The organism is Dehalobacter sp. CP, assembly GCF_047652685.1.
Lineage (GTDB): Bacteria > Bacillota > Desulfitobacteriia > Desulfitobacteriales > Syntrophobotulaceae > Dehalobacter.
Window position 1 is genome coordinate 2043446 of the sequence record NZ_CP157399.1, and the last position, 26194, is coordinate 2069639.

Below are 26194 nucleotides of genomic sequence, written 5' to 3' on the forward strand. Positions count from 1 at the left end.
GCGTTACAACAACTCCGATACTAAACACCAAATAAAGACAAGAAAGTCAATTCAAAAAGGACCTGGCATCAAAAAATGATAGTTATAACTTCTTCTTGATTTCTTCGTAGCGGCGAAACCATTCAGGAAATGCTTTTTTGAATTGGACAGGCTTAAAATTGTCTTTCCGGACCAGAATATGTTTTGTGGTTCCTTCAGCGCAGACTTCACTGCTGCCATTAACAACCTTGTAGCCGTATACCGTCCACAAACCCTGATTTTCTTCGACCCAGGTTTTCACAAACACACGCTCACCGTAGTGTACCGCTTTTTTATAGGTTACTTCGACTTGATAGACCGGAGCATAATACCCGGCTTCTTCCATATCCAGATAATGATACCCGGCATCTTCGACCAACTGGCATCTTCCGAGTTCAAACCATTTCAGATAGTTGGCGTGGTAGATTACGCCCATCATATCGGTATCGGCATAACTTACCTGGATTTCTTTTGTCGAAATCAAATATAGTTCCATTTCTTTCTCCTATTCTCAACTTTTGATATTTGACAGCTAAGCATCAGGTATCTGTTATTTACTTTTCTTTTTAGCCTCCAGCATTTCAACCACCTTTTGAATCCGATCCATTCTGGTTTCCAATTTTTTGGCACTGGTGATCCACAGGACATAGTCTTTCTTGTGCGTATACGAGAGGGTTTCAAAGAATGCCAAAGCATTCGGAGCATCCTGCATCTGTGCCAGTAAGTCTTCCGGTACCTCGACCGTACGTTCATGCTCGTCTTTTTCAACTTCGACATTTACCAAATCTCCGGGTTGCTTCCCAATCTTACTGCGTATAGCCTGCGTCAAGCCAAGCAAAAAAACTCCATTCATTCTGACTATTGACCCCTGATATTCCACCCCATCAAAGGTAGCTTTTACTTTCACCCGTCTAGCGCCAAATACCGCCTCAACGTCAAAGGGGATTTCGACATATGCCCCGTCAAGGCCTTCACGTTTTTTGATTTCCGTAATAAACTTCTGTTTCATCTGTTCACCCCGGTTCAAAGTTTCATGGAGATCCGTTCGCTGGAAATCAGGAAATATTTTCTTCCGGCTGCGTCATAATCGTCGCCTTATTACAGTCTATTTTAGCAAGAAAACGCATACAGATCAAAATGTTGTGAAAGGATGGTTGGAAAAATGAAACGTCATCACTGGTTTATACTTCCTCTGGTTTTTGTTTTGATCTTCCAGCTGCCGGTACCGCTTTTGGGCGCTGATATGGGAACGCCTCAGACAGGTTCGGCGGAAACAAAAATCTCCCTGGAACAAGCCTTGCAGATTGTCAAACAAAATTTTGAAATTTCCAAAGAACTGATCGAGTTTACTTCAAGCTTCAGCAATTATCAGTCCCGTCAGGTTTGGTCGCTGGACTGGAACACTTCCGGCAGCTCCGGTGGTAATTTTTCAGCCCAGGTCGACGCTGTCAGCGGAGAAATTCTGTCCATATATTCCTGGCAGTCTGTCCAGGGCAATCAGGCCTATACACTTCCGCGGATAACCCCGGAACAGGCCAGGCAAGTCGCGGAAACTACTGTCCAAAAATTAACCGGGCCGAAATATGCCAAATTGAAATTCCTCGAGAATAAGGCGATTGTTCCGATCAATCTCTATGGCGAGACCGTTTACAGCTACAATTGGCAGCGGTTTGAAAACGGCATCCCGTTCCAGGGCAACCTGGTCAGTGTACAGGTGAGTGCTTCGAGCGGCAAGGTCACTGCTTATAACATCATCTGGAATGATCTTAAGATCCCTGAAGTGAATAATATCATCAATGCCGGGCGAGCAACTGAATACTTTAATACCACTAAACTTCTGGAACTGCAATACTTTTTGGCACCGGCTTATAAGCCATTGATCACAGCACAAAACAGTGAGAAAGTCCAGCTGGTTTATACCCTGAAAAACGGTGGAACAATCGATGCATTCACCGGAAAACCCTTGGTCCTGAACTCCGGTCAATGGCTGTTTACGAATGACCGGGCGCTGGGTGGACTTAGCTCGGCTGAAAGCGCAGCCAAATCTATTCTTTTAACACCGCAGGAACAAAAGGAAATCGCCGAAAATGCAAAACTTTTGACCAGGGAAAAAGCGATTGAGGCCGTCAAGCAGTGGGTAGAAATCCCTTCGAACGTTACGTTGAAAAGCATCAATCTTTACCAGGACTACAGTCTACGCGGCGGAAAGGTATGGTCCTTTGAATGGGGAACCCCAAGCGGTCCCCGGGCCCAAACGATTAATGCCAGGGTCAATGCAGCCAGCGGCGAATTAATCTCTTTCTCTGTTTACTCCTCTTCCGCAAACGCCGACGGAAGCCTGAATGCGATTACTAGTGAACAGGCCCAGACCATTGCGCAGGATTTTATCAGAAAAATCCAGCCAACTAAATCTCAGCAGGTTAAACTCAATGCGGACAACACAGCCGATTCCGTCAAATCAGCAGAACTCACCAGCATCACGTTCAATTATGAACGGATCGTCAACGGCATTCTGTTTCCTTCCAATAACATCAGCATTACTGTTGATTTACAGACGAAGAAAATCACTTCTTATTATCTGAATTGGTGGAATCTCGATTTCCCGCAATTGTCGGAAGCAATGTCTCCAGCCAAAGTCCGGGAAATACTCTTCCAGGCTAGACCTATGCAATTGACCTATGTTCTATTGTACGACCAAGGAGAAGCCAAGGAAGTCCGGCTTATCTATCAGCCTTCCTCAGAAAGCAGTCAGACCTCCGACCTGATGGATGCCAGAACCGGATCATTTTTAGATTTCCAGGGAAATTCCTTAAAAGATCAGCCTCAGGCTCATATCTTCACGGATATTGCCGGAAACACTGCGGAAAAAGAAATCACCGTGCTGGGAATGGCTGGATTATTCGGTGAATACGGAAGCCAGTTCCGTCCGACCGAAAATATCACTGCCAGTGCCTTCCTGCGGGCTCTTTACACAATAAAAAACGGCTCGGAGAACAATCTTTCCGATACCGATGTCATGAAAAAAGCTAAAGAAGAAGGATGGATTCAGGATAACCTGGCCTCGTCCCAAATCGTTACCAAAGAACTGTGCAGCCAAATCATCGTCCGCTTCCTCGGACTCGAAAAGATTGCCGCGCTGAACCCATTGTTCCAGACTTCCTTCGATGATGTCCCGTTTGAAGAGTGCGGATACGCTTCACTCGCCACAGGTCTCGGCATTCTGAAAGCGGACAACAGCAAATTTTATCCGCTTCAGCCTATGACCCGCGCTGATACGGCTTACGCCCTGATCAGAGCGTTTGAAACCGGGTTTAAATCTTAATTCAGTACAAAATTAGTAAGGAAATCCCTACGAAGCCCACAGGCAAGACTAATAATAGACAGTAAAAATGTAGCCGAGCGCTATCCCAAGGACGGCCAGTGTGAATCCACCAAATTTGAATCCTGTTTTAATTAGCGGGATTCTTTTTTGATTTCTGACTAAAAAGTCTTCATTCTCTTTCTTCAGTACTTCCATCATTTTTTTTGGCTGTATAAAAGCAAAAAGACCAAGGATGACATACGCGCCGAATCCCGCATAGACAAGGATGTCCAGATCCACATTGCAGCCAACTAAGAATGCTATCAAGCTCAATATAACCAAGGTTAAGAAAATTTTCTCGAATAGGGTCGTCGATCTTTCAAAAAGAGGTTTCACCTTTATTATCCCACCTGCTGCAGTTGTATTGTATACGTACTCATCTATTATAAAACAAGTCCGCAGTAAATTGTCCAGGTAAATAAAGACAATCCATGCTTAATAAAGACAATCCCATGCTTGCTTTCAGCGTCTGTTCATCGCATAATAATAGTCAAGACAAGCAGTACGTTTCCATTTTTCTAAAAACAATGATTACCGGGGTGATCGTATGAAAATCAATGCTCAAAACGAACTGCTGCAGCTGCAAATTCAAAATATGGTCCAGGCCCTGGAAGGCACTTCTGAAAACTCCGAAGCTTTTCAGATGGTTTATAAAATGCTGTTGGAGACCATACAGGAAGACAGCAATATTACGTCGGATCTGTCAAGTCAGACAAATCAAACGGAGCAGTCCGATTCGTCTGACCAGATGCAGATGCTCTATCTCTATAACCTTATCAATCTGCAGAATTCACTGCTAAACACAGGAGACGGAACCGAAAGCCTGATTAGAACCAGGGACTTCCTAGGAACAAATAACATGACCTCATCCGGGCAGACATACAGCAGTGCTTACAGTGCTTACAACATGAATAACACGAATAATACAGACAGCTCTTTCAACGCGTCTTCGATTGATGCTTCAATTAAAGCTGCGATTACGGGAGCTTCGGAAAAATACGGTGTGGAAAAGTCTTTGATATCAGCCGTCATTCGTCAGGAATCATCCTTTAACCCGAACGCGGTCTCTTCAGCAGGCGCAATCGGCCTGATGCAGCTGATGCCGGCAACAGCCTCAGGACTGGGCGTAACCGACCCCTTTAATATTGAACAGAATGTTGACGGTGGAACACGTTATTTACGGCAGCTGATCGACCGTTACGGATCCACGGAAATGGCTCTGGCTGCCTATAATGCCGGATCAGGAACAATCCGGGCCAGAGGCGTCCAGGGACCGGAGGACCTTGTGAAAATGCCTGCCGAAACAAGAAATTTTGTTCAAAACGTTATGAATTACTATACAGTATCGAAAGAGGCTGCCACTTATTCTGGCAGCCCCTAAATCTTTATTCGAACAAATTGAAAAATGAAGTGGTCTTGACAGTTCTCAATTGATAGTATCCAAGGATAAAGATAAAGGTTACTTATCTCCTTCTTCAGGTACAATGCATAGGAATGAAAATTCTTTCCCGGAATGATTCTGAAACTGATGAAGAGCACCTCCGGGAACATAGGCATAAGCGCCTTCCTTCAGGGCATAATCCTGACCGTCTAAATGCAGCGTACCTTCGCCTGAAGCAATATAATTAATATGGGGCCAATCGTGCGTGTGTCTGGGTGTAAAGCCACCCGGTTCAAGCGTAAAGAGCCGCATCGTCCAGCCATTCCAGCCTTCTTTGGGAGATACCAGTACTTTTTTGGTGGCACCCTGTATTCCTGCTCCCTGCATAGGGATCCCTGCCAATTCGTTCACATGTCCGACGATCATCGTTTCGCCTCCGATCTCATTTCTCTATTTTGTTATTTCTCTATTTTATAATTTTTACCTATTTTGTTTATCTGACGGATAATTTCCGAGCATCTGGAAGTAAGCGCTCTCTTTCTCGATCCCCTCAACGGCTTTCTTGACCACACGATTATTCAGATTACCCTCGAAATCAATATAGAAGAGATATTCCCAGGTCTTATCCGTCATCGGCCGGGATTCGATCTTCATCATATTCAGCCCGTTGCGGGCAAAGTGACTGAGGACCCTGTACAATGAACCGGGTTCATGGGAAATGGCGACAACGAGACTGATCTTGTTACACGCACCTCTAAGCTCAGGTTTTCTGCCGATGATGATAAACCGGGTGAAGTTCGCCGGATTATTGTTGATCTTTTCGGCCAGAATGTCCAGGCCATAGAGCTCCGCCGCTCGCCTGCTCGCAATGGATACCAGGGCTTTCGAGCCTGCATCGGCAACTTTCTTGGCACTTACCGCGGTATTGCTGCAGGTTACCTGGTTCCATTCGGGATGTTTTCTTAAAAAAATACTGGACTGCTGAAAACCCTGGGGATGGGAGCATACTTCCCTGATATCTTCGAGCTTTGTTCCTTTAACCGCCAGCAGGTTATGATCGATCTGGATACATTTTTCACCGACGATATAAAACCCAAACTGACAAAGCAGGTCATAGACGTCGGCAATACCGCCGGTAAACGAATTTTCCAGCGGAAGAACCCCGTAATCAATCTCTTCTGCAGCCAACGCCTGAAACACATCTTCAAAGTTCACATAATTCTTGGCATTCTTGCCTTCCCCGAAATATTCCTTAAGCGCCTGTTCACTATAGGAACCCGGAATTCCCTGGAACCCGATCACATTTCCGGAAACACATTTCCCCAGTTCTCCGGTTTCCGACTCCTCTTCAATTTCCGAAATTTCCTGCCAGGAACCGGTTTCTGGCCTAAAAAAGCGTTCAGCCTGAACACCTTTACTAATACTCATGACGGCTTTGAGGAATTCTTCTGCAGTTTTAACTAGATCCTTGTTTTTGACCTGCTCAATTTTTTGCAGGACTTTATTCTCCCTGGATTCATCCAAGATATTAATGCTGTTCAAAATCTTATATTCAGCTACCTCAATGACGGTCTCCATTCTTGCTTCAAAAAGACGAAGCAGCTCGGTATCAATTTCATCTATCTTAGACCTGAGGTCCTGTAGTCTCCGATTTTTTAGTTCATCCACGTTACCCCATCCTTTTCTATCATCAAGTCCAATAAGGCCAGTGCAGCGGCGCTTTCTACGACAGGAACCGCCCGGGGGACGATGCAAGGGTCGTGTCTTCCCTGAACTGTGATTTGCGTCTCTTCCCTGGCGGCCATATTCACCGTCTGCTGCACTTTGCCGATCGAAGGCGTCGGTTTCACGGCAGCCCGGAATATCAAAGGCATGCCATTCGTGATCCCTCCAAGGATTCCGCCATTGTGATTGGAAAGCGTCACCACTTTATCTGTGAAAGCGAATGGATCATTAGCTTCAGACCCTTTCATCTGCACAATTGCAAACCCAGCGCCGAATTCGACTCCCTTCACCGCCGGAACAGCAAACAGCAGATGGGCAATTTTGCTTTCAGCTGAATCAAAGAATGGCGACCCCAAGCCGACAGGCAAACCTGCTACCGCTGTTTCAATCACGCCGCCGACAGAGTCCTCCTCGGCTTTGGCCTGAAGAATTTTCTGTTTCATCCGGGTACCCGCTTCTTCGGACAAAACTGGGAATTCTTGTTCTGTCAGTTCACGGAGTAGACCTGAATCAATTCGAAGGTCATCAAAACGATCCTCTCCAATACCACCGATATTTAAAATATGGCTGCCAATCACAATGCCCTTCTTTTCCAGGATTTGTTTGGCAATGGCTCCAGCCAGCACCAATGGTGCAGTTAGTCTGCCGGAAAAATGGCCTCCACCCCGGTAATCGTTGAAGCCCCTGTGTTTTACCATCGCGGTATAATCCGCATGGCCGGGCCGCACCGTGTCTTTCAATTCGCAATAATCCCCGGAGTGCTGATCCTTATTCCAGATCACACAGCAGAGCGGGGCTCCGGTCGTAAATCCATGAAAGAAACCACTCAGGATTTCAAATTCGTCTTTTTCTTGCCGCGGGGTTGAAAGCGCGTTCTTCCCCGGTGCCCTTCTGGCCAGTTCCCGGCTGATGAAGGGCAAATCGAGCTTTAATCCCGCCGGCAGACCATCGAGCACGATCCCGATGCATTTTCCGTGTGATTCCCCAAACAGCGATAGTTTAAGGGTTTCACCCCATGTTCCACTCATCAGCTCTACCTCCCAATTTGCAAAAATCCTGCCAGAAATGCGGATATGATTTTTTGACGGCTTCGGCTCCGGTCAGAAACACAGGCTCTGTACACCTGATGGAGGCCACAGCCATAGCCATCGCGATCCGGTGATCGTTCCAGCTGTCGACGGTTCCGCCATGCAGGGTTTCTACCCCTTCGATGAGGAGCCCTTCCTGCAGTTCCTGAATCCTGGCCCCAAGCTTGTTCAGCTCTGATGCCGTTGCTTTGAGTCTGTCCGATTCTTTGATCCGGAGTCTTCCAGCATTAATGATTCTGGTTGTGCCTTTGCTTAAAGAAGCCAGGACTGCAAGCACAGGTACCAGATCCGGACACTGTCCGGCATCAATTACCATTCCCTCAGTCGGACCACCCAGCACTTCTAGATTGTCATCTATCCAATAAATTCGGGCACCCATCCCCAGCATCATATCAAGAATCGCCCTGTCCCCCTGCAGGGACCGAGCATTTAGATCCAGACATTTCAGACCGGACCCCAGTGTACCTGCCACCAGCCAGAACGCAGCCTGGGAGTAGTCTCCTTCAATGCGGCAATTAATTGCCTTATACCGCTGCTTTCCTGGAATAAGAAATTCCCGGTAGGCGTTGTTTTGTACGGTTATTCCCGACTTTTCCAGCGCATTAATAGTCAGGTCAACATAACCGCGGGATTCTAGTTCCGTTGTAACGACAATTCTGGAATCTCCGTCCAAGAGCGGCAGCAAAAACATAAGTCCTGTAATAAATTGAGAGCTGACATTGCCTTTCAGTTTATACTCACCCGGTGAAAATCTCCCTTTGATCGTCAAGGGCAAATATCCGTCCCGGGTCTGATATTCAATTCCGTGCAGTTGAAACAGCTCATAATATGCGTCCAGGGGGCGCTCCACCAGCTTGCCGGCACCGGTAAAGGTCACCGGGCCTCCTGTCAGTGTGGCCAGCGGTATCAGAAATCTCAGCGTAGATCCGGATTCCCGGCAGTTGATTGTTTCCTGCGCGATTTGAAGCTTCGGGTTCCCTTCCAGCCAAAGCGCGCCTGGTTCACCAGGGTTCGCCGAGACTTCCCCGACGGTTGTACCCAGAGACACCAGCCCGTCCAAGGTTGCAGAAATATCTTCAGAAAAAACAAGATTGTCAATGCTGCTGGTCCCTTCAGCCAGCGCGGCGCAGATGACTGCCCGGTGACTGATGCTTTTAGAAGGAGGTATCCTGATCTCCCCGGTTAAAGTTGAAGGTTGCAAGCGTAAGCACGTCAAGAAAATCTCTCCTTAAAACTTTTCTCTGCCCCGACCGGCATTCTCAAGCATTTGTTTCAGCGAATCCCGATCCTTTTCTGCGACCGCCGTTCGGATCATCCGGACGTTTTCGATGAACACGTCAATTTGTTCTAAAATATTGTCTTTATTCTCGAGTAGAAGTTCACTCCAGAGCTCGGCATTCATTCTCGCGACCCGTGTTGCATCGCGGAAGCTGCCTCCGACAAAGCTGCCGGTATCCTCAGCACAGGAACTGTTCATCAGGGCGGCCGCAATGACATGCGGAAGTTGACTTGTCAGCGCAATTATTTCGTCATGTTTATGCGGTTCCATTCGGATCGGCTGTCTGCAGCCGAGACCAAGAATCAACCTTTCCACCAGTCTCAAGCTTTCATTCTTCGTGCCGTCGATTGGGGTAATCAGATAGTTGGCCCCCCGGAAAATCTCTTCAGAAGCATAGGCAAATCCGCTGGATTCTTTGCCAGCCAGCGGATGTCCCCCGACGAAGCTCAAATCTTCCCTTAAGACTGAACTAATCTCCTGAACGACTTGTTCTTTGAGTCCTGCCGTATCTGTAATCAGGGCACCGTGTTTAAAATAGGCCAGGTTGTCTTTCACAAACTGAACGGCAAGCTCCGGATAGATGCAGATCACAACAATATCCGAGCTTTGCAGCGGGATGCTTGCCTCCGTGAATCCTTTGCTGATCACACCCATTTTTTCTGCTTGTTCCAGCACGCTGCTGTTAACATCGACTGCCCAGATTCTCTTTGGTTTTAGTTTATTCAAAGCCATGGCGAATGATCCGCCAATAAGTCCCAGACCCACCACCGTAATTTCCATACTACCAAAGTCCGGTTCTTCCAAGAAATCCACCTCCAGGGATCATCTCATTGATTAAATAATCTTGTTCTGTATAACCGCCAGCTGTCTCAGTGAGTCCATTAAAGCCTGAAATTTCTCCGGTTTGATAGACTGCTGCCCGTCACATTTAGCATTGGCCGGGTCGTTGTGCACTTCGATCATGACACCGTCGGCACCTACGACCATTGCTGCTTTAGCCATCGGTTCGACAAGCCACCACAGCCCTGCCGCGTGGCTTGGATCAACAATAACCGGAAGGTGACTCAGTTTCTTGATCACCGGCACAGCAGTCAGGTCAAGCGTATTTCGGGTGTAATTTTCGAAAGTCCGGATGCCTCTTTCACAGAAAATAACATTCTCGTTGCCATGCGCCAGAATATATTCCGCAGCGAGTAATAATTCCTCAATGGTCGAGGATAACCCTCTTTTTAGAATCACCGGTTTTTGAATTTTTCCGACTTCTTTTAAGAGTTCAAAGTTCTGCATATTGCGGGCGCCGATCTGAATAATATCCACATCTTCAACGAATCTCTCCAGATATTCGGTCGACATTAATTCCGACACGATTGGCAGTCCTGTCTTTGCCCTGGCTATTTTCAAAAGTTCCAGGCCATCCTCTCTTAAACCCTGAAAGCTGTACGGTGAGGAACGCGGCTTAAAAGCGCCGCCTCTTAAAAAAGCAGCTCCGGATTCCTTAACCGCTTCGGCAATGCCGACAATTTGCGTTTCACTTTCTACCGAACACGGACCGGCAATCACAGCAAAGGTATCGCCGCCGATTTTTCTGTCCCCGACACTGATGACCGTATCTTCCGGGTGGAATAAACGGTTAACCTTTTTAAAAGGCTCCTGAACATGAATGACTTTTTCAACATAATCATTTGCATGCAGCGTGTCCGGGTCAATGCTGCTGGTATTCCCGATCAATCCAAGAATATGGTAGTTCACGCCTAAAGACTCATGAACCTCACATCCCAGGTCCAATATCTTCTGTTTCATCTTCGCGATCTCCTCTGGTGGCGTCTTCGGCCTCATTACAATAATCATTTTTCCTACCTCCTTAAACTGTCCTACTTACTTACATGATACTACTCAAGCTTGAATAAAAACAGAAGGCTCATTATTTCTAATGAGCCTTCTTTAACAGTATCGTATTTCAACTTCGGTTTCTCTCGACCGGGGTCAGGCCGCAAGGCAATTTCCCGCCGGATGCTCATTAGTGAAGAGAGAAAGTATTCTATTGTAGAACAACCAAAAATAACCGGTGCTAAAATAAAAGTAATAATAGCACTGGCTAAAGCTTCTAAACACAAAAGTATTGATTTGTTCTAGCATTCTCTTACCGCTAAGCATTTTACATTCTCCAAAAAGTTACTTTCGAGTTCTGTCCATTATACCGTATAGATTCTTTGGCTGTCAAACGAAAATTATTGTATGCCTTTCTTTTTCTGCATTAGCTTTACTGGTATTTGGAGGATAATTATTGGCTTTCTTTTCTTATCATCCGCACAAGCATGAACAAATCTGCAAATTTGGAAGTATTTGTTAAATAAGAACATTGAAAATAAGCCCGCCAAACTTGCTTTTTTATTTAGCGGAGCCAGAAAATAGCGCCTCTCTATAGGCATTCGTAATTCATCCATTTTTTTGAATACGTTTTCAAATATATAACATGTTTCAGGAGGAAATATACATTTTGTGGCGAATTTTACATAAAATTGGTTAAGCTGAAAGTTTCCCATGTCAAAATATCTTAGCAAAGAACACCGCAGATGACTTGTGTTTAAAAAGGGGGGTTTTCTCGATGAACTACGACAGTATTGCTAATTTGGTTCATGATTGTGTTAGAAATCCCAAGATGTTGTTGGCACAAAACAGCAAACACGGTAACATGGTTAAGCCCACTGAGTTCACTACAATTCAGAACGTTTTATCCGACTACAGAGTTTCTGGCGGCACTATTAGTATGACCGTATCTCCACTGGACAGTTGGCAATAAATTAATCACTTATAACTTTCGGCTTGATTCAAATTGTGTTTCAAATGGAACATAAACAATACTGCCAGGCACGATCGTAAAGAAATGCCTGGCAGTATACATCATTAGGGAAGTAGTTTGAGAAATGAATATTTTACGGGAAAAAATTCAAAAAAAACAAATTTATTATCTTGCCAGCCTAATATTTATTTTAATCGGGCTCGTTTACTTCTTTTCCTGCTTTCAGCGCCCTTTTGTCGGTTTAGATATGAAGAACTCCAGCGGTCAGTGGTATGTGGTTAGTGCCAATCAAAATGGAGAAGGGTATCAATTGGGTATCCGGGTTGGTGATCAGATCCTTAAAATCAATTCGCAGGATGCGGGAGACTATCACCTGTTAAAGAAATGGGGGCTGGCCGAAGGCGCTCATAGTATCAGTTTTTCTGCTAACAATAATACAACAGTACAGACTTTTACTATAGAAATTCTGCCTGCTTACCAAACGATATTTATACTTCCATATTTCATACTTGGGTTTATTTTCTGGTTCCTGGGATTTATAGCCTGGTTGAAACGTCCTTTTTTAGTACAGGCCCGTGCTTTATTTTGGTTAAATTATTTCATTGGTTTAGCCATTCTTCTATCTCAAGCTTCCAGCCGCGCGTTGTTTCTAGGTAAAGAATTGCAGTACATCGCTTTTTTACTGACCGCAGTAGCCTTAGTTTATTTTTTCTCAATTTTTTCGGAAGGAAATAACACGAAGGTTAATCAATTAGGCTGCAAACTTGTAACAGTTCTTGCCGTAGTATTTTTTATACTACTCGGTATACATGCCATATGCTTTTTCAGTCTTTCAAGTTATTTGGTTAAACTGGCATTATTTACGATGATTATCAGTATTTTATTTGTTGTGGTTAACCTGATTCTATTAAAATCGTCAAAAGATCAAGCAGCGAAAAATGAAGCAAATATTATTCTCTTAGGGTTACTGATTGGCTTCTTGCCTTTTTTTCTTTTTACAGCGCTGCCTGCTCTTTTTGATTTTAAGCAATTGGTTTATAGTTATGTAGATTCATTTTTTGCCCATTTATTGATTTCAGCTGTACCCTTCTCTCTCTACTTTGTAGTTGTTAATAAATATCTCCCGGATTACCGCCGGATTTACGAAAGATTCATTATTTGTATTATCTCGTCGGTTTCTCTTAGCTTTATCTCGTTGTTAATCTTTTATATTTTAAAAATTGTGCCTTCTATCACGTTTGAAGTCTATATAGAAATGTTTTTCTTAATTTTTATCCTGATTGTTTGTTCATATTATCTCCAGATTATTTTAAGTAAACTATTTAAAAAATCAGGTTTTCTTCAGGAAAAGCAGAGCTTCAAACAAAGGATTGAGGAATTAAACGAGAATCTGACATCCCTGATTGCCGATGATCAAATACTCATAGAAATGGCCCAAAATCTTGAAATTGACGGGATTTTCCTTGTTACTGATAATGTCCATTTTCGTGGTCTCAATAAAGCTGTTGGCCGTTTCCAAGAGAATCTTGTTGAACGTGAAATATTGGAAGAATATTTTAACAACCATAACAAACTTGATATGGAAACGAAAGTACTTGCGGATGATTTTCCCGCTGAAGTTTTTGTTCCTTTTTCGTCTCATAATTCAGCATGCGGCGTTTTTTTCGGCCACCGCTTTTCAAGAATTAAGTTTATCCAGTCAGAATTATCTTTTCTGACGCTTCTTGCGGGTCAGCTGGTTTATCAATTACTGATATTAATTGTGATCAATGGCCTTAATAAAGAATTAATTGTGTTAAATGAACGTATAAACGATACGAAAACAATAAGCGAAACAGAAATAGAAAATACTATTCCCCCAAATTTTGTATATTCACTTTTTGCAAATATGAATAATCAAGATCGTCTGATTCCTAAATTATTAACCGGTCCGTACCACTATATTCTCGATCAATACAGTTGGCTGGACTACTTGCAAAGAAAGAATTTACCGGAAAGTGTAAAACAGCAAACGATGCTGAAAATTGGGGAAATCGACCGAGATATTAAGTTTGAAATTTTAGCAAAAATTGATAAGCGGAACCCGCCATTGTTAGATAAGTCAGGGCTATTACCAACTATTGAATTGTGGATTCAGGATTTCATGCGTGAGGAATTGGCTTTAATCATTCTCAATACTTTTGGAATAGACAATAGCAATCGTTTTGATAAGCAAATTGAAACCGTAGCCTTTCGCTTTATCGAAAAAGGAATCATTAACGCCCTGCGGTATTCAGAGTCCCATGTATTTAAAGTTGATATTATTCTCATAAAGAATATTTTAGAAATCATAATCTGCGATAATGGTAAAGGATTTGATGTAAATGAACTGGAAACCTGGCTTATTTCCGGTGCTCATTCGGGTTTGGCTGTCATGAAGGAACGTATTGAAAGTGTTGGCGGACAATTGAAAATCACTTCACAAATAAATAAAGGGACAACACTAAAAGCAATTTTTCAAGTATGATTTAAGTACATAAAAGAAAGATGTCTTTATTACGACTTCTTAAATCTTCCCTTTTAAAAAGGCTTTTTCAGTGGCCTCATGTTAATAAGGACTCCAGCTGTTTTTCATAATCAGAACCGTCCCCGTTAACGCCATCCCCTGGTATAAGTCTCATTGCAGTCGGAACAGATAATTTTCCCTTCGACAAGATGTGCTTTGACTTCTGCAAATGGCTCCCTGCATTGGGAACATACAACTGTCTGAAAAATTCTGGCCGATTCAATCCGGGGCATAGTGACTTCGGTAACCGTAAATAATCCATCAGCAGGCGCGGACAGAAATTTTTCAATTCTGTCCTTCTGCAGCGTCCCCCAGACTGCCTTTTCCTGATCACTGGCCGACCCGGCTGATATTTTTGCCTTCAATTCAGTATATTGTTCATCATCCGGTTTGTTGCCGAGTTTTCTTAATATCCTGACCGCTTTGCCGGATTTGCGGTTGGCTAACGTAACCGCCTGTTTGCCGGAATCCTTATAAATCAGATTGCCCTTTCCAAGCGTACAACCGGTAAGTACCTGAATCGCATCGACACCGCAGGCATCGTTTTCGACGACCGCAAACAGTTCTTCATCTGCGGCTCTCATTACACCAAGCGTATCGAGTCCGATAAACGCCTGTCTGAAGCCAATTGCAAGTCCCATGCATTGATGTCCATGAAATTCAACACATTTTTCCCAGGGTGTTTTTTCTCTGCACATGATTGGTCAGTCCTTTCTTAAATAACGCGGTAAGCTCATTCAATCGTCTTATTGAGGCAGTGTAAATTGAGATAATAATTTATTTTTTGGGGATAGTCGTGGGCCACAATACTGCTTTCCGGCCATTGTGCCATCCATGGCACAAAAGGCCGCGCTGCGCACTCCATGCTCCGCTTACAGCAGAACTGTGTCCCCCAGACTGATCATAAGGTTACTTATGTAAGTCTGTAAGTCTATAAGTTTGTAAGTCTGCATGCCATAGACAGCTCATTATCTATGTGGTTACTTTAAGAACTTTTTTACTAGAATGGTCATCGTAGATCCTATCTTGTTGAAACTTTCCAGATAAATGTCCCGGCAAAGAATAGCGCAAGCACCAAAACAATGGTGGCGCCTGTTGCTGTTCCCCAAAAGTACGACAGGATGAGTCCTGCCAGACCTGAAATCAAGGCGATGATCACGGCAAAGACATGATACTGCCTTGTATTTGCCGCGATATTCCGGGAAGCGGCTGCAGGCAGGACAAGCAGGGAACTGATAATCAGAATGCCTACCCAGCGGATCGCGAACGTTACCACAACGGCGATCACGATGGCAAATACAAATTCATAAAAGCGGACATGAATTCCCCGGCTTTTGGCCAGGGATTGATTGACACTTACCAGAAGCAGCTTGTTGAACCAGCCTGCCCAAAACACCAGCACCAGCACAAAAATCAGGGCTAAAATTCCCAGCTCTGAAGGGGTTATGCTTAACAGATCACCGATCAAATACACGGAGTACTTGCTAAAGCCGCCGTTGCGTGACAGGAGCACGATACCCAATGCAACTGCCGTTGAGGAAAATACGCCGATGATCGTATCCGTCGATGCCGTATTGGCATTTTTAACACTAATCACCGCAACCGCAAACAACACCGAAAAAACCAGCAAAGCCCAAAAAGGGCTTTGAATCCCGAGTACAACTCCCGCCGCAACGCCTGTCAACGCCGAATGTCCCAACGCATCTGAGAAAAAGGCCATCCGGTTATTCACGATCATTGTGCCTAGGATACCTAGAATGGGCGTCACCAGAAGAACAGCCAGCAGGGCGTTCTTCATAAAATCATATTCCAGCCAGGCCAGAGGAAGCAAGGCATCCAGCAGTCTATACCATTGTTCGATCATTGGTTTGTTCTTCCTCTTTTCTTTTGGATTCAACGTTTCCTTTGGCCCACCCCATACCAAATGTTTCAATCACTTTCTCGTTATCGAAGACTTCAGCAGCGGTTCCACAGCATTCGATGGTTGCATGATTCAGCAGTATCACGCGGTCCGCATATTTGGCCACGAGATTCAAATCGTGCGAAACAAGAATAATCGATAAGTCATAGTCCTGACGCAGCCTGGAGACAATATCATAGAACAGTTCCAACCCTTTCTGGTCGATACCCGACACCGGTTCATCAAGAAACAAGAGATTTGGGACGGGGTCAAGCGCCAGCGCGAGTAATACTCTTTGCAACTCCCCTCCGGATAGCGCACCTAGTTTTCTGTTAAGGAGATGTTCAGCCTGCACAAGCGTCAAATTCTTTTGAACGCGTTTTTTCGTTTTTTGAGAAGAACCGAGCCAGACGGGAAAACGGTTGTAAGTCGCCGTAAACAAATCCAGCACAGTGACCGGTGAACTGTTGTCAAAATCAAGTTTCTGCGGGACATAGCCGATGACCGGACAGCCCTTTTTATTGTCTTTAGGATCAAGAAATTCAATCATTCCCATGTGTGGAATTTCACCGAGGATGGCTTTAAACAAGGTTGTCTTACCAGCTCCGTTTGGTCCGATCACCGCAGTCAAATCACCGCAGTATATTTCAAGATTGATATCCCGCAGTATTTCTTTGTTATTCAGCGTCACCCCAAGGTGGCTGATCCGCGTGCGGCACAAGCCGCATCCGCATTCTTCATTTAATTCATGATTGCAGCATTTATTTTTCATTGGAGGGCCTCCTGCAGTGTCTGCAGATTTTTATCCATCAAATCAATATAAGCATCCATTTTCAGTGGGCCTGTGACGATCGGGTCAAGGTAATAGACCCGGGCACCTGTTTCGTTCGCGATTGTCTCTGCCGTATCCGCAGAATACTGAGGCTCGGCAAACAAAGCCTTAACTTTTAATGCTTTGATTTTTTCGATTGTTTCAGTCAGTTCTCTCGGGCTGGGTTCTGATCCGGGCTCCCGCTCGATCACAGCTGCCACGTTCAAATGAAATTCTTCGGCAAAGTACGGGAATGCCTCATGAAAAGTCACGATATCCCGGTTCTTTACCCCATCCAGGGCCTGGTGCATTTTATTTTTTTCCTGTTCGAGCTTCGCAATATATTCTGCAGTATTTTCCTGATATTTTTCAGCATTTTCGGGATCAAGGGCCGCCAGCTTATCGCCAATGTTTTGAACCTGTCTGATCGCTTTAGATATACTCAGCCACACATGCGGATTTTTCCCTGTCTCATCCTGAATCAGGGTAATCCCTTCACTGGCGTCGATGATCTCCAAATCCGGCATCTGCCCTGTAACCTTAGCGAGGAATGATTCCATTCCCGCGCCGTTGATCACCAAAACCTTGGCATCTTCCAGGCTTTTCAGATCTTCAGTCGTCAGTGCATAATCGTGGAGACAGCCGGTTGTCGGTTTGGTCATATTGACGACGGTCACGTTCGAGATACCCTTCGTGATGTTTAAAGTAAATAGATAGATCGGATAAAACGAAGTCGCAATTTTCAGCGATCCTCGACTGTCATCCGTATTCACCGCGGTGCTCTCCTTCGCGCCGCACCCGCTTAAGGTTACCATGATTGCCAGCAAAGCCGCGCAAAAAGGTTTCGCCCACTTAAAAAACATTTTTGTCCTATTGGTCCTATTTGTCCTATTCATTGCCGTTTTATCAATCATAGCCGTCTTTGCGGTCATCAATTAATTTCCCCTAATTTGCAAATGATTCGCATTTGCATTAATATATAAATTGATTATACTACAAAAGTATACATTTTATTCCCCTTGATTAGAAATTATTCCAAATATTTTTTTTGCAAAGTCATTAATGCTTTGTGAAGCTGTGTAAAAGTATTACAATAGAGTCAGAGTCAGATATATAAGGTTGAAATCATTAAAAACCTTCTGGAGCGACTGACAAAAACAACCTCATGATCAATTCGGAGGGCATTGTTCCGTTGTGAGCAAAAACTTGACTAAAAGGACTGAATTCTTTGCCTGAAAACCAGCAAGACCCATTAAAAGAAATCATGAAAAAAGCAGGGATCAAGAATACCAAGCATAGGAACTTGATATTTGACCTGCTTCAGAATGCGGAAAAACCTCTGACGGCTGAGGAGATTTTTATTTCTCTAAAAGATAAAAGCTCGTCAATTTGCCTTTCTACCGTCTATCGTACGCTGGAAAAGCTGATGTCGTGCAATCTGCTTCTCAAAACGAATATCTCTGATGATGGCAAAGCCAGATATGAACTGAATCATGACCAGCATAAACACTATCTGATTTGTATGAAGTGCAACAAACGGATCTCGATTGCGGACTGCCCAATGAAAGAATTCGAAAAGGCCCTGAAAGACCAGGCCGATTTCGATGTGATCCAGCACAAATTGGAAATCTACGGTTACTGTCAGGACTGCAAGACCTCGCCGCAGCTAAAAAGATAAAAGTACTTTTCTTTGACTTTTTTCCCTGTCAGCATTTCCAGCGCCCTGGCGTAATAGAGAATCTGCTGGCGGTACCTTTCTAGAATAATGCGGGATCCGCCTTCCGGAATCTGGTCCGTCTTATAGTCAACCAGGACAATCCCATCCTCTTCCTCAAAATAACAGTCAATAATGCCCTGCAACAGGACGACCTCCTGCCCGCAGACACCTGCCGCCATGTCGGAGAATACTTCCCTGCATGGTATTTCTATATTAAAGCGGACTTCACGGTTTACACTGCCTGAAGCCTTCATTCTGCATCCGAGCGGGGACTCGAGAAAAAACATTATCTTTTCCGGATCGACGCTTTCAGCCTGCTGCTCTGTGAGCAGTTCTTTTTTGACCATTTCCTGAATCTGATTCGGAATGTCATTGCGCTGAACATCCAGGTGCTGCATGACAAAATGCAGAATCGTTCCCACTTCTGCCGCATTTAGCCCTTTCTTTTCTTCGAGAAACAACGGCTTTTTGATCAGCTGCGGCAGGGAAGCCGATCCGTTTGCAAGCCCCAGCCCTGTCTCTTCCGAAAGCTCCGCTTCCAGCCGTCTCTTCAGTTCGGTGACAGAGACTTTGGGCGGAATTCGGGTACTGGCAGTGAAAGTATACTCCCAGCCAAGCCTTCGCGCAATCTCTTTCTTTACATCTCTGCGGTGGAGTCGATCACTGTCGCTGTCGTTATTATCACGATTATCTCTACTATCGTTATTATCGTTATTATCATCATTAACTTCGGTATCACCGTGATCTTCGGTCTCCTGATGTAAACTAGCCAGCCATCGGATGAATGTTTCTTCTTCCTTTTCCTGAACGGCTGATCTGCCAAGAAGCTCATTTTTTGTCCACATGCGGATCTGCCATTCGGACGGATCGTCAAGCAGACCGTTTCCCGATGCTCCCTCTGTTACATCGGTAGGATACCCGAGCCAGCCGGCCCGAGTGGCAGTGCTGCAGCCCCGGTACTTTATGAGTGCCGGCCCGATCCAGTCCAGATATTTTTCTCCTTTGAATACTTCGTATGCAGGCAGCTTTTCCGGATCACCTGCAGTAGCTTTAGACCATTTATTCAACGCCTTCCGAGCATTGGAAACTGCTCCGGAGATAATCAGCTTTTCCCTGGCTCTGGTCAAGGCCACATAGAGAATCCGCATTTCTTCCGATAAGGTCTCCATCCTGATTTGTTCCCGAATTGCATATTTAGGAACCGACGGATACGCTATCCTGAGCCTTGGATCCGCAACGTCAGGACCGAGCCCAAGCTCCTGGTGAAATAAAATACTCCTGTTCAAATCCTGAAAGTTAAATTTCTTGCCGCATCCGGCCAAAATGACGACGGGGAATTCCAGCCCTTTGCTTTTATGAATACTCATGATCCGAACGACATTATCATTTTCCCCAAGAATTTTGGCACTGCCAAAATCACCCTGGTTGCTTTTTAGCTTGTCAATGAAATTAATAAAATTGAACAACCCTTTAAAGCTCGTTTCCTCATATTGTCTGGCCCGTTCAAATAGAATTCGGAGATTGGCCTGACGCTGCACGCCCCCAGGCATCGCTCCGACAATCCCATAATATCCGGTCTCGGTATAAAGCCGCCAGAGCAGCCTGTCTGCAGACAGATATTGAGCGGTGTCCCGCCATCTGTGAAGTTTGCTCAGGAACATTGCTGCTTTCTTTCTCAGCGTTTCTTTTTCAGGTATTTCGTTATTCATTTTTTCTATCTCAGATTTTCCGTCCGCGAGTTGGTCCTGAAATTTGATTTCCGGCTTACTGCTCTGTAATTCGTTATCAGGCTTTCCGTTCTCCGGTTCAGGAGTATCCTCTTCTGCCGTCTCTTCCACCAACTGTTTAAGCGCCTCATAGATCGGCACATGCCGTCTGCTAAGCCGCAGCCCGGCGAGTTCATCAGATGAGAAAGCGGCCAGCGGCGATCTCAGAACGGCCAATAACGGAATATCCTGCAACGGATTATCAATGATCTGGAGCAGTGACAGGATCACCTGTACCTCGGAAGACTTGAAAAATCCTGTACCGGTATCAGCAAAGGCAGGGATGCCCGCCGCCGTCAGTTCCTCTGTGAATACCTCGGACCAATTCCGGGTGGTCCGGAGAAGAATGACAATGTCGCTGCAGCGCAGCTCCCGGTATGTTTTGCTTTCTTTATCATAAACGGCCGTCCTCCTGCCCTTTTCATTCGGATGAAACAGTTCCTGTATCCTTCTGACCGTAAAGCGGGCTTCACACTGGATCGCATCCAGCATATCCGGGTCAATCTGTTCCGTTTCATCAGAGAGGCTATTTGAGGTGTCCGCAGACTCCGTCAATTCCTGTTCTTCCAGACCTGAACTGTCAGAGAATCCGTTTCCCTGGTCCAGCCGTTCCGGATCGCCTGTTTGAATAAGATGAAATTCTACGGATCCGCCAACCGTCAGCTGTTCCTGGTCATTTTCGGCAAAGACGGCCCCTGAATTCAAAGCCTCGTTGAGATTGTAGTCCAGTTCCCCGACCTGCACCGACATGATCTGCCTGAAAATGTAGTTAACAGCATCAACCACTTCCCGGCGGCTGCGGAAATTCTTATACAGGCAAATTTTTCGATGGCTGGCGCCTTGTTCCGGAGAGTAACTGTGATACTTCTCCAGAAACAGTTCCGGTTTAGCCTGTCTGAATCTGTAAATACTCTGTTTGACATCTCCGACCATAAAGACATTCGGTCTGGCTGATCCTGTGCGGGAAATCATCTGAAGCAAAATCTCCTGGACCAGATTGCTGTCCTGGTACTCATCGACCAGAACTTCCGCGAAACGTTCCTGATAGCGTTTGGCTGCTTCAGACGGCACATACGCTCCCGTTTCATCCTGCACCGTCAGAATTTCGAGGCAAAAATGTTCCAGGTCATTAAAATCCACCAGAGACTTGCCATTCTTTTTCAGCGCATATCTGCGTTCAAATTCAACAACCAGTCTGCTTAGACACTGCATCAGCGGCCGGAGGGTCTGCAAATCTGCTCTGATATCTGCCGAATCAGCTGCCAGGGCCCGTTCTTTCAGTTTACCAATCTTCTTTTTGACCTGATCCCGGATTTCTTTGACCTGCTCTTGAACAGCTTTATCCGCATCTTTGCCGGCTGACGGCAGTCTTTGAAACGGGTAGTTCCGGACTGTTTGGGCAAGGTCATCCCACCTGGCATTACGCTCTTCCAGACAAAGCTCCCGGATATGCTGCAGAAAGCAGTATTCTTCCTCGAAGATAGGACGGTATTTATCCAGTCCTGTACCAGGCTGCAGAAGCGCAACTGCGGCCTGCATATTCTGTATCAGTCCCTCAATTTCAAGTCCGATACTTTTAAGCAGGATTTTTCCCCAGCTGGTCTGACTGAAATCCGTCCCTTCGGACATGCCGAAACGTCCGGTCATCTCCGCAAGCCATTTTTCCGGCCAGGGACTGCTTTGTATAAACGTATGCAGATTCAGCACCATGTCCTGTAAGGCCTGATCGTCCCTGTTACCGCCATAACACTCTAATAGTTCAAGAAAATCGTGATTCTCGGCATTCTCTTCATACATTTCATCAAACAGGTCATTGAGTACTTCCATTTTCATCAGCATCGTTTCCGTCTCATCGGCAATCCGGAAAGACGGATCAATATTTATGGCCTGGAAGTTACTACGGATGACCTCAAGACAAAACGAGTGAATGGTTGTAATACTGGCTTTGCTCAACAGCGTCAGCTGTTTTTGCATATTGGAAGACCCCGGGTTGCTTTCCAATACTACAGCGAGAGCTTCGGCAATCCTTTCCCTCATCTCTGCCGCAGCTGCATTGGTAAACGTCACCACGAGCAGCCGGTCAATGTCCACAGGGTCATCGTTATCCGTAATTCTTTGGATGATCCGCTCCACGAGTACGGCCGTCTTACCGGCCCCGGCAGCCGCTGCAACCAGCAGGTTGCAGTCCTTGGCTGTAATTGCTTCCCATTGTTCATTCGTCCATTTCGTCTGATCAGTCATGATTTTGTTCCGCCTTCATGATATGGTTCCAGATTTCCTCATCTCCGTGGGCGGTCAGCAACCGGAAGCTATTTTCCTTTCTGGCCGGATCAAATTGGCAGACTGCTGCGTAGCAGCAGTAGGTACACGAGGTTATCCGCTTTTTCTTGTACGGCGTGATCGAAACACTGCCGCCCATCATTTCCTCACATAAGTCTTTCAGAAGGTTTCGGACATATTTTCTGAGGATTTCAAATTGTTCCAGGGTAGCTGCCGAGGATTTGCCCAGAAGGTCTCCCTTATTGATCCTAGCCGGAATAATTAGCGAAGTGCCGTCGATGGTCCGGTCCATTTCCTTAATCAATTTGACATCCGCGAGCAGCAGGCCCTTCATTTTCAGTTGTTTCATAATGTCCAGCTCGATCTCTTCCTCCGTAAGCCTGCCATCAGCTCTGACGATAGGATCATCGATCCGGAAATACAGGATGCCTCCCGGCAGGACTGGTTTTTCCGTCTCCAGCCCACTGTTCTGCCAGAGGGCATCGAGATACGTGAATAACTGGATCTGCAGTCCGTAATAAACGTCGGCCAGTTTGAAATCCTTGCTCCCAGATTTATAATCCACGATTCTGAGGTAGGTCCCTTCTTCAGCTTCCAACGCATCGACCCTGTCAATCCTTCCGCTTAAAGACACCTTCCGGCCTGAATCAAGTTCAATCACAATCGGCGGGAACTTTTCCCGCTCGCCAAATCCAAGCTCATAACCCAACGGCTCAAAGCCACTGCGCTTGAGGTGCTCCGCAATCATCCAGACCGCACGCGTGATGACCCTTTTCAGTCTCAAGGCAAGTGAAGTATACCGTTGGGAGGACGTGAGGCCGGACCCCTGCATTTTTCGAAGCATTTCATCCACAATCTCCGAGACTTTCTCCCGGCACCACGGTCTTTCCATCTCTCGCCAAGAGATTTGCTGCTGCGCCGCCTCCAGCGAAAATCTTTCGAGAACGGCATGCATAAACGTCCCGACATCCGGCGGACTGAACTGATAAATCTTTCTCTCTTTGGCTTCAAGTCCATATTGAAGATAAAATGCAAACTGACAGGACGCATATTTTTCGAGCCTCGATGCACTGGCATGAGCCGATGCGCCATACAATGCCGTTATTTTTGCTGAGCTGACCGGCTCGGCAATATTTCTGGCTGAGAATGCTGTCTGAAGTGCCTCACAGCGCGGTTTCCATTCTTCCAGCCCATTGTACCAGCGATAGACATCCCGCCACCAGCCGTTGATTTCCAGCCCTTCTGCCTTGCGGCGGAAAGCTGCAACCATTTGTTTGAAAGAAGGAGATTTTCCGGTCAGCTGTTCCAATTCAGCACTTTCTAGCCAGGTATTTTCTGTGCCGGCATTCACCACTTCTGTATTCTTCGTCTCTGTATTCTCTGTCCCTATATTCTCCGTCTCAGCATTTTCTTTACCAGCAGCAAACCTGGATAGCGCTGGAATCAGCGTGCTGTTTTCCAAAATTTCCGGGAACAGCTTCCTCAGCCGGTAAATCACCAACGAAGGCCGCAAGCTTCGGCCTTCCTGGTCGGCGATCGGCCAGCTCAGGCGAAGATAAGCAGATGCGGTCGTTAAAGACCGGTAAATCAGATACTGGGCCTGAAAGGCCTGCGTGCGGGTATCATTAGCCAGTTCAATCCCAACCGTATTCAGCGCGGCACGGTCCGCATCGGCCAGGATACCTTCCGTCTGCGCAGTGGAAGGGAACACCCCGTCATTGACCCCTAAAATAAAAAGTGCTTTGATCTGATGGCTTCGGAACCTCTCGATGCTGCCGATCAGAACTTGATCCAGCGAAGCCGGTATCAACCCGATCCGGTATTCGGCAAAGCCGATTTTCAGGGTGTCCGTAAAGCTTTCCAAACTCAAAGGCTCCTCGCCCATAGTCTCCACGGTCTGATCCAGGACGTTCATCAGGATATTCCAGACCTGGCCGTATTCATTGGCCAGACTCAGCATACCCTGCCGCCTGAATTCTTCCATGATCCTTTCCAACCTGGCCGGGACGCCTATCCCGCCAAGAAAATCATACAGGGCTTCGCAAATTTCCGAAGCCTTTTTTCTGTTCTTGGTTTTGGCGCGGAATTGAAGAAGCGGGGCTACAATCTCGCGTCTGGTCTGATTGATCTCCTTCAGCTCCGTTTCGGCCTTTTCCACATCTTGAGACCGGTCATTTTCTTCCGGCAGTAAGCCTGGACGCATCGACCAGTCTTCATTTTTCGTCCAGCGGCTTCCGCGGACTCCGCAGGCCAGTACATAATTTTCGATGCGGTCCATACGCTCCCTGTCCAGACCGGTCAATCCGGTTTTCAGATACGCAAATACCGCTTCATAAGACCAGTGGTCGTTAAAAATATCGAGCATCGCCAGAATCATTCTGACCAGCGGCTGATCTGTGATCTCGGTCTTACTGTCCAAAAAATATGGAATTTCATACTCAGCAAAAACAGTTTCCAGGAAACTCCGGTAGCCGTCCAGATTTCCGGTGACTACGGCGATATCTCTGTATCTGAGCCCTCGATCCCGGCAAAGCCTGACGATGTCTGCCGCTGCAGCTTCAATCTCCGCATAGATATTCACCGAAGCATGCAGGGAGATATCCCTGGTTGCTTCTGGATATACCCGGTACGGATAGGCATCATAATACCGTTCGAGGTGGGACAACTCCGTACTGCAGCGAAACCTGGGCAGAGGAACTTCCGCCAAATGAACCGACGGCTCAATCTCCAAGCCCGCCTCCTGGCAGATTTTCTTGAACTTACGGTACACGCCTTTGACTTCAGAGAATACATCGGTTTCCATCAGACCTTCTTCATCAAGACAGTCCGTACACAGACAAATGTTCACCCTGTTCACCTTAAGCAGCAGCCTTGTGATGACTTTGTATTCCTGTCGTGTAAATCCGGCAAAACCATCAACCCAGATTTCTGCGCCGTCAAAAATGTTTGTGGATTCCAGCTTGGCTGCCGCCAGGGTAAGATCATCGTCACTATCCCGATATCTTTGCCGGATCAGTTCCTCGAACCCGGAATAGACGGCATTCAGTTCAGCCAGTTTGTCCCTGAGCGGCTGGTCCGCCATATCGGCAATGACGTTCTGCAGATCTTCCGGCGTAACATTATACCGTTTCAGCTCTGTGATTAGCCCTGAAAGCGAACTGACAAACCCTTTGCGGTCGGCTGATCTCGTATAGACCTTCAGTTCGTCTTTAATCTGCGTAAGGACACGGTAGATCAACATGCTCTTGCCTGCCGGGTGGATATGCGGGTACGTGATTCCGCCCGCCTCGTTAAATACCCTGAATGCCAGGCGGCGGAAACTTAATACTTCCGTCTTTAGAATCCCGCCGGTCTTCAGCACATTAATCAAGTCCCTCTCCGCCTGCAGCGTATACTGTTCCGGCACAAGCAGCACCAAAGGATGATCCGCTCCGTTTTTGACGCGTTCCTTTATTTCATTCAGGCAATAGGTGGACTTGCCGCTGCCGGACCGTCCGTAAATAAACCTAAGACTCATCCTGTT

General features: G+C 46.0%; 20 protein-coding genes. 5 read left to right on the forward strand and 15 right to left on the reverse strand.

Annotated elements, in window-relative coordinates:
- Positions 1 to 82: 82 nt before the first annotated feature.
- Both AAH944_RS10130 and AAH944_RS10135 read right to left on the reverse strand, forming a co-directional pair.
- Entirely contained in the window at positions 83 to 514 is a 432-nt protein-coding gene (locus AAH944_RS10130; protein ID WP_415534802.1) for an acyl-CoA thioesterase, read from the reverse strand.
- A 54-nt stretch (positions 515 to 568) separates the two neighbouring features.
- Positions 569 to 1027 (reverse strand): YdeI/OmpD-associated family protein, encoded by a 459-nt coding sequence (locus AAH944_RS10135; protein ID WP_415534803.1) that lies wholly within the window; start codon positions 1025 to 1027, stop codon positions 569 to 571.
- A 153-nt stretch (positions 1028 to 1180) separates the two neighbouring features.
- Between AAH944_RS10135 and AAH944_RS10140 the strand changes: the two genes are divergently transcribed.
- Positions 1181 to 3340 (forward strand): PepSY domain-containing protein, encoded by a 2160-nt coding sequence (locus AAH944_RS10140; protein WP_415534804.1) that lies wholly within the window; start codon positions 1181 to 1183, stop codon positions 3338 to 3340.
- Positions 3341 to 3388: 48 nt separating this feature from the next.
- On the opposite strand, the gene AAH944_RS10145 is transcribed toward AAH944_RS10140, so the two are convergent.
- Entirely contained in the window at positions 3389 to 3652 is a 264-nt protein-coding gene (locus AAH944_RS10145; RefSeq protein WP_243103595.1) for a hypothetical protein, read from the reverse strand.
- A gap of 274 nt (positions 3653 to 3926) precedes the next feature.
- On the opposite strand from AAH944_RS10145, the gene AAH944_RS10150 reads away from it, so the two are divergent.
- Positions 3927 to 4760 (forward strand): lytic transglycosylase domain-containing protein, encoded by an 834-nt coding sequence (locus AAH944_RS10150; RefSeq protein ID WP_415534805.1) that lies wholly within the window; start codon positions 3927 to 3929, stop codon positions 4758 to 4760.
- A 78-nt stretch (positions 4761 to 4838) separates the two neighbouring features.
- Here the strand turns inward: AAH944_RS10150 and AAH944_RS10155 are convergent, their stop codons facing one another.
- The 6 genes from AAH944_RS10155 to aroF are packed head-to-tail and all read right to left on the reverse strand — an operon-like array spanning position 4839 to position 10700.
- Positions 4839 to 5186 (reverse strand): cupin domain-containing protein, encoded by a 348-nt coding sequence (locus AAH944_RS10155; RefSeq protein WP_415534806.1) that lies wholly within the window; start codon positions 5184 to 5186, stop codon positions 4839 to 4841.
- A 54-nt stretch (positions 5187 to 5240) separates the two neighbouring features.
- Complete coding sequence (pheA, locus tag AAH944_RS10160; protein ID WP_415534807.1) at positions 5241 to 6428, reverse strand: prephenate dehydratase; 1188 nt, start codon at positions 6426 to 6428, stop codon at positions 5241 to 5243.
- Positions 6416 to 7513: a chorismate synthase gene (gene aroC, locus AAH944_RS10165; protein WP_415534808.1), complete on the reverse strand. Its 1098-nt coding sequence runs from the start codon at positions 7511 to 7513 to the stop codon at positions 6416 to 6418. The genes pheA and aroC overlap by 13 nt, the downstream gene beginning before the upstream one ends.
- On the reverse strand, positions 7494 to 8789 hold the full coding sequence (aroA, locus tag AAH944_RS10170; RefSeq protein WP_415534809.1) for a 3-phosphoshikimate 1-carboxyvinyltransferase: 1296 nt from the start codon (positions 8787 to 8789) through the stop codon (positions 7494 to 7496). Before aroA ends, aroC begins: the two co-directional genes overlap by 20 nt.
- 12 nt (positions 8790 to 8801) lie before the next feature.
- Entirely contained in the window at positions 8802 to 9665 is an 864-nt protein-coding gene (locus tag AAH944_RS10175) for a prephenate dehydrogenase (RefSeq protein ID WP_415534810.1), read from the reverse strand.
- A gap of 21 nt (positions 9666 to 9686) precedes the next feature.
- Positions 9687 to 10700: a 3-deoxy-7-phosphoheptulonate synthase gene (gene aroF / locus AAH944_RS10180; RefSeq protein WP_415534811.1), complete on the reverse strand. Its 1014-nt coding sequence runs from the start codon at positions 10698 to 10700 to the stop codon at positions 9687 to 9689.
- Between the two features lie 757 nt (positions 10701 to 11457).
- On the opposite strand from aroF, the gene AAH944_RS10185 reads away from it, so the two are divergent.
- Together AAH944_RS10185 and AAH944_RS10190 are read left to right on the forward strand one after the other, a co-directional pair.
- Positions 11458 to 11652, forward strand: coding sequence for a hypothetical protein (locus AAH944_RS10185; RefSeq protein ID WP_415534812.1), 195 nt, complete (start codon positions 11458 to 11460; stop codon positions 11650 to 11652).
- 124 nt (positions 11653 to 11776) lie between these two features.
- Complete coding sequence (locus AAH944_RS10190; protein WP_415534813.1) at positions 11777 to 14158, forward strand: sensor histidine kinase; 2382 nt, start codon at positions 11777 to 11779, stop codon at positions 14156 to 14158.
- 125 nt (positions 14159 to 14283) lie between these two features.
- Here the strand turns inward: AAH944_RS10190 and AAH944_RS10195 are convergent, their stop codons facing one another.
- The 4 genes from AAH944_RS10195 to AAH944_RS10210 all read right to left on the reverse strand — a co-directional run bounded on the left by AAH944_RS10195 (position 14284) and on the right by AAH944_RS10210 (position 17840).
- On the reverse strand, positions 14284 to 14895 hold the full coding sequence (locus AAH944_RS10195; RefSeq protein WP_415534814.1) for an FmdE family protein: 612 nt from the start codon (positions 14893 to 14895) through the stop codon (positions 14284 to 14286).
- Between the two features lie 323 nt (positions 14896 to 15218).
- Complete coding sequence (locus AAH944_RS10200) at positions 15219 to 16061, reverse strand: metal ABC transporter permease (RefSeq protein ID WP_415534815.1); 843 nt, start codon at positions 16059 to 16061, stop codon at positions 15219 to 15221.
- Complete coding sequence (locus tag AAH944_RS10205; protein ID WP_415534816.1) at positions 16042 to 16869, reverse strand: metal ABC transporter ATP-binding protein; 828 nt, start codon at positions 16867 to 16869, stop codon at positions 16042 to 16044. The genes AAH944_RS10200 and AAH944_RS10205 overlap by 20 nt, the downstream gene beginning before the upstream one ends.
- On the reverse strand, positions 16866 to 17840 hold the full coding sequence (locus AAH944_RS10210; protein ID WP_415534817.1) for a metal ABC transporter substrate-binding protein: 975 nt from the start codon (positions 17838 to 17840) through the stop codon (positions 16866 to 16868). Before AAH944_RS10210 ends, AAH944_RS10205 begins: the two co-directional genes overlap by 4 nt.
- Positions 17841 to 18136: 296 nt before the next feature.
- Here AAH944_RS10210 and AAH944_RS10215 point away from each other — a divergent pair, with 296 nt between their 5' ends.
- The gene (locus AAH944_RS10215; RefSeq protein ID WP_415534818.1) at positions 18137 to 18586 is read left to right on the forward strand and encodes a Fur family transcriptional regulator; all 450 of its coding nucleotides are present in this window, start codon (positions 18137 to 18139) and stop codon (positions 18584 to 18586) included.
- Here AAH944_RS10215 and AAH944_RS10220 read toward each other — a convergent pair.
- Positions 18550 to 22632 carry a UvrD-helicase domain-containing protein gene (locus AAH944_RS10220; RefSeq protein WP_415534819.1) on the reverse strand — a complete coding sequence of 1361 codons (4083 nt, stop codon included), beginning with the start codon at positions 22630 to 22632 and terminating at the stop codon, positions 18550 to 18552. The two genes, AAH944_RS10215 and AAH944_RS10220, sit on opposite strands and share 37 nt — an antisense overlap.
- Positions 22625 to 26188, reverse strand: coding sequence for a PD-(D/E)XK nuclease family protein (locus AAH944_RS10225; protein ID WP_415534820.1), 3564 nt, complete (start codon positions 26186 to 26188; stop codon positions 22625 to 22627). Before AAH944_RS10225 ends, AAH944_RS10220 begins: the two co-directional genes overlap by 8 nt.
- Between the last annotated feature and the right edge of the window lie 6 nt (positions 26189 to 26194).

Bases quoted from the DNA above. Each gene is read 5' to 3' on its own strand.
- AAH944_RS10130 (WP_415534802.1), bottom strand. From the start codon at position 514: ATGGAACTATATTTGATTTCGACAAAAGAAATCCAGGTAAGTTATGCC.
- AAH944_RS10135 (WP_415534803.1), bottom strand. From the start codon at position 1,027: ATGAAACAGAAGTTTATTACGGAAATCAAAAAACGTGAAGGCCTTGAC.
- AAH944_RS10140 (WP_415534804.1), top strand. From the start codon at position 1,181: ATGAAACGTCATCACTGGTTTATACTTCCTCTGGTTTTTGTTTTGATC.
- AAH944_RS10150 (WP_415534805.1), top strand. From the start codon at position 3,927: ATGAAAATCAATGCTCAAAACGAACTGCTGCAGCTGCAAATTCAAAAT.
- AAH944_RS10155 (WP_415534806.1), bottom strand. From the start codon at position 5,186: ATGATCGTCGGACATGTGAACGAATTGGCAGGGATCCCTATGCAGGGA.
- aroC (WP_415534808.1), bottom strand. From the start codon at position 7,513: ATGAGTGGAACATGGGGTGAAACCCTTAAACTATCGCTGTTTGGGGAA.
- aroF (WP_415534811.1), bottom strand. From the start codon at position 10,700: ATGATTATTGTAATGAGGCCGAAGACGCCACCAGAGGAGATCGCGAAG.
- AAH944_RS10185 (WP_415534812.1), top strand. From the start codon at position 11,458: ATGAACTACGACAGTATTGCTAATTTGGTTCATGATTGTGTTAGAAAT.
- AAH944_RS10190 (WP_415534813.1), top strand. From the start codon at position 11,777: ATGAATATTTTACGGGAAAAAATTCAAAAAAAACAAATTTATTATCTT.
- AAH944_RS10195 (WP_415534814.1), bottom strand. From the start codon at position 14,895: ATGTGCAGAGAAAAAACACCCTGGGAAAAATGTGTTGAATTTCATGGA.
- AAH944_RS10200 (WP_415534815.1), bottom strand. From the start codon at position 16,061: ATGATCGAACAATGGTATAGACTGCTGGATGCCTTGCTTCCTCTGGCC.
- AAH944_RS10205 (WP_415534816.1), bottom strand. From the start codon at position 16,869: ATGAAAAATAAATGCTGCAATCATGAATTAAATGAAGAATGCGGATGC.
- AAH944_RS10210 (WP_415534817.1), bottom strand. From the start codon at position 17,840: ATGACCGCAAAGACGGCTATGATTGATAAAACGGCAATGAATAGGACA.
- AAH944_RS10220 (WP_415534819.1), bottom strand. From the start codon at position 22,632: ATGACTGATCAGACGAAATGGACGAATGAACAATGGGAAGCAATTACA.
- AAH944_RS10225 (WP_415534820.1), bottom strand. From the start codon at position 26,188: ATGAGTCTTAGGTTTATTTACGGACGGTCCGGCAGCGGCAAGTCCACC.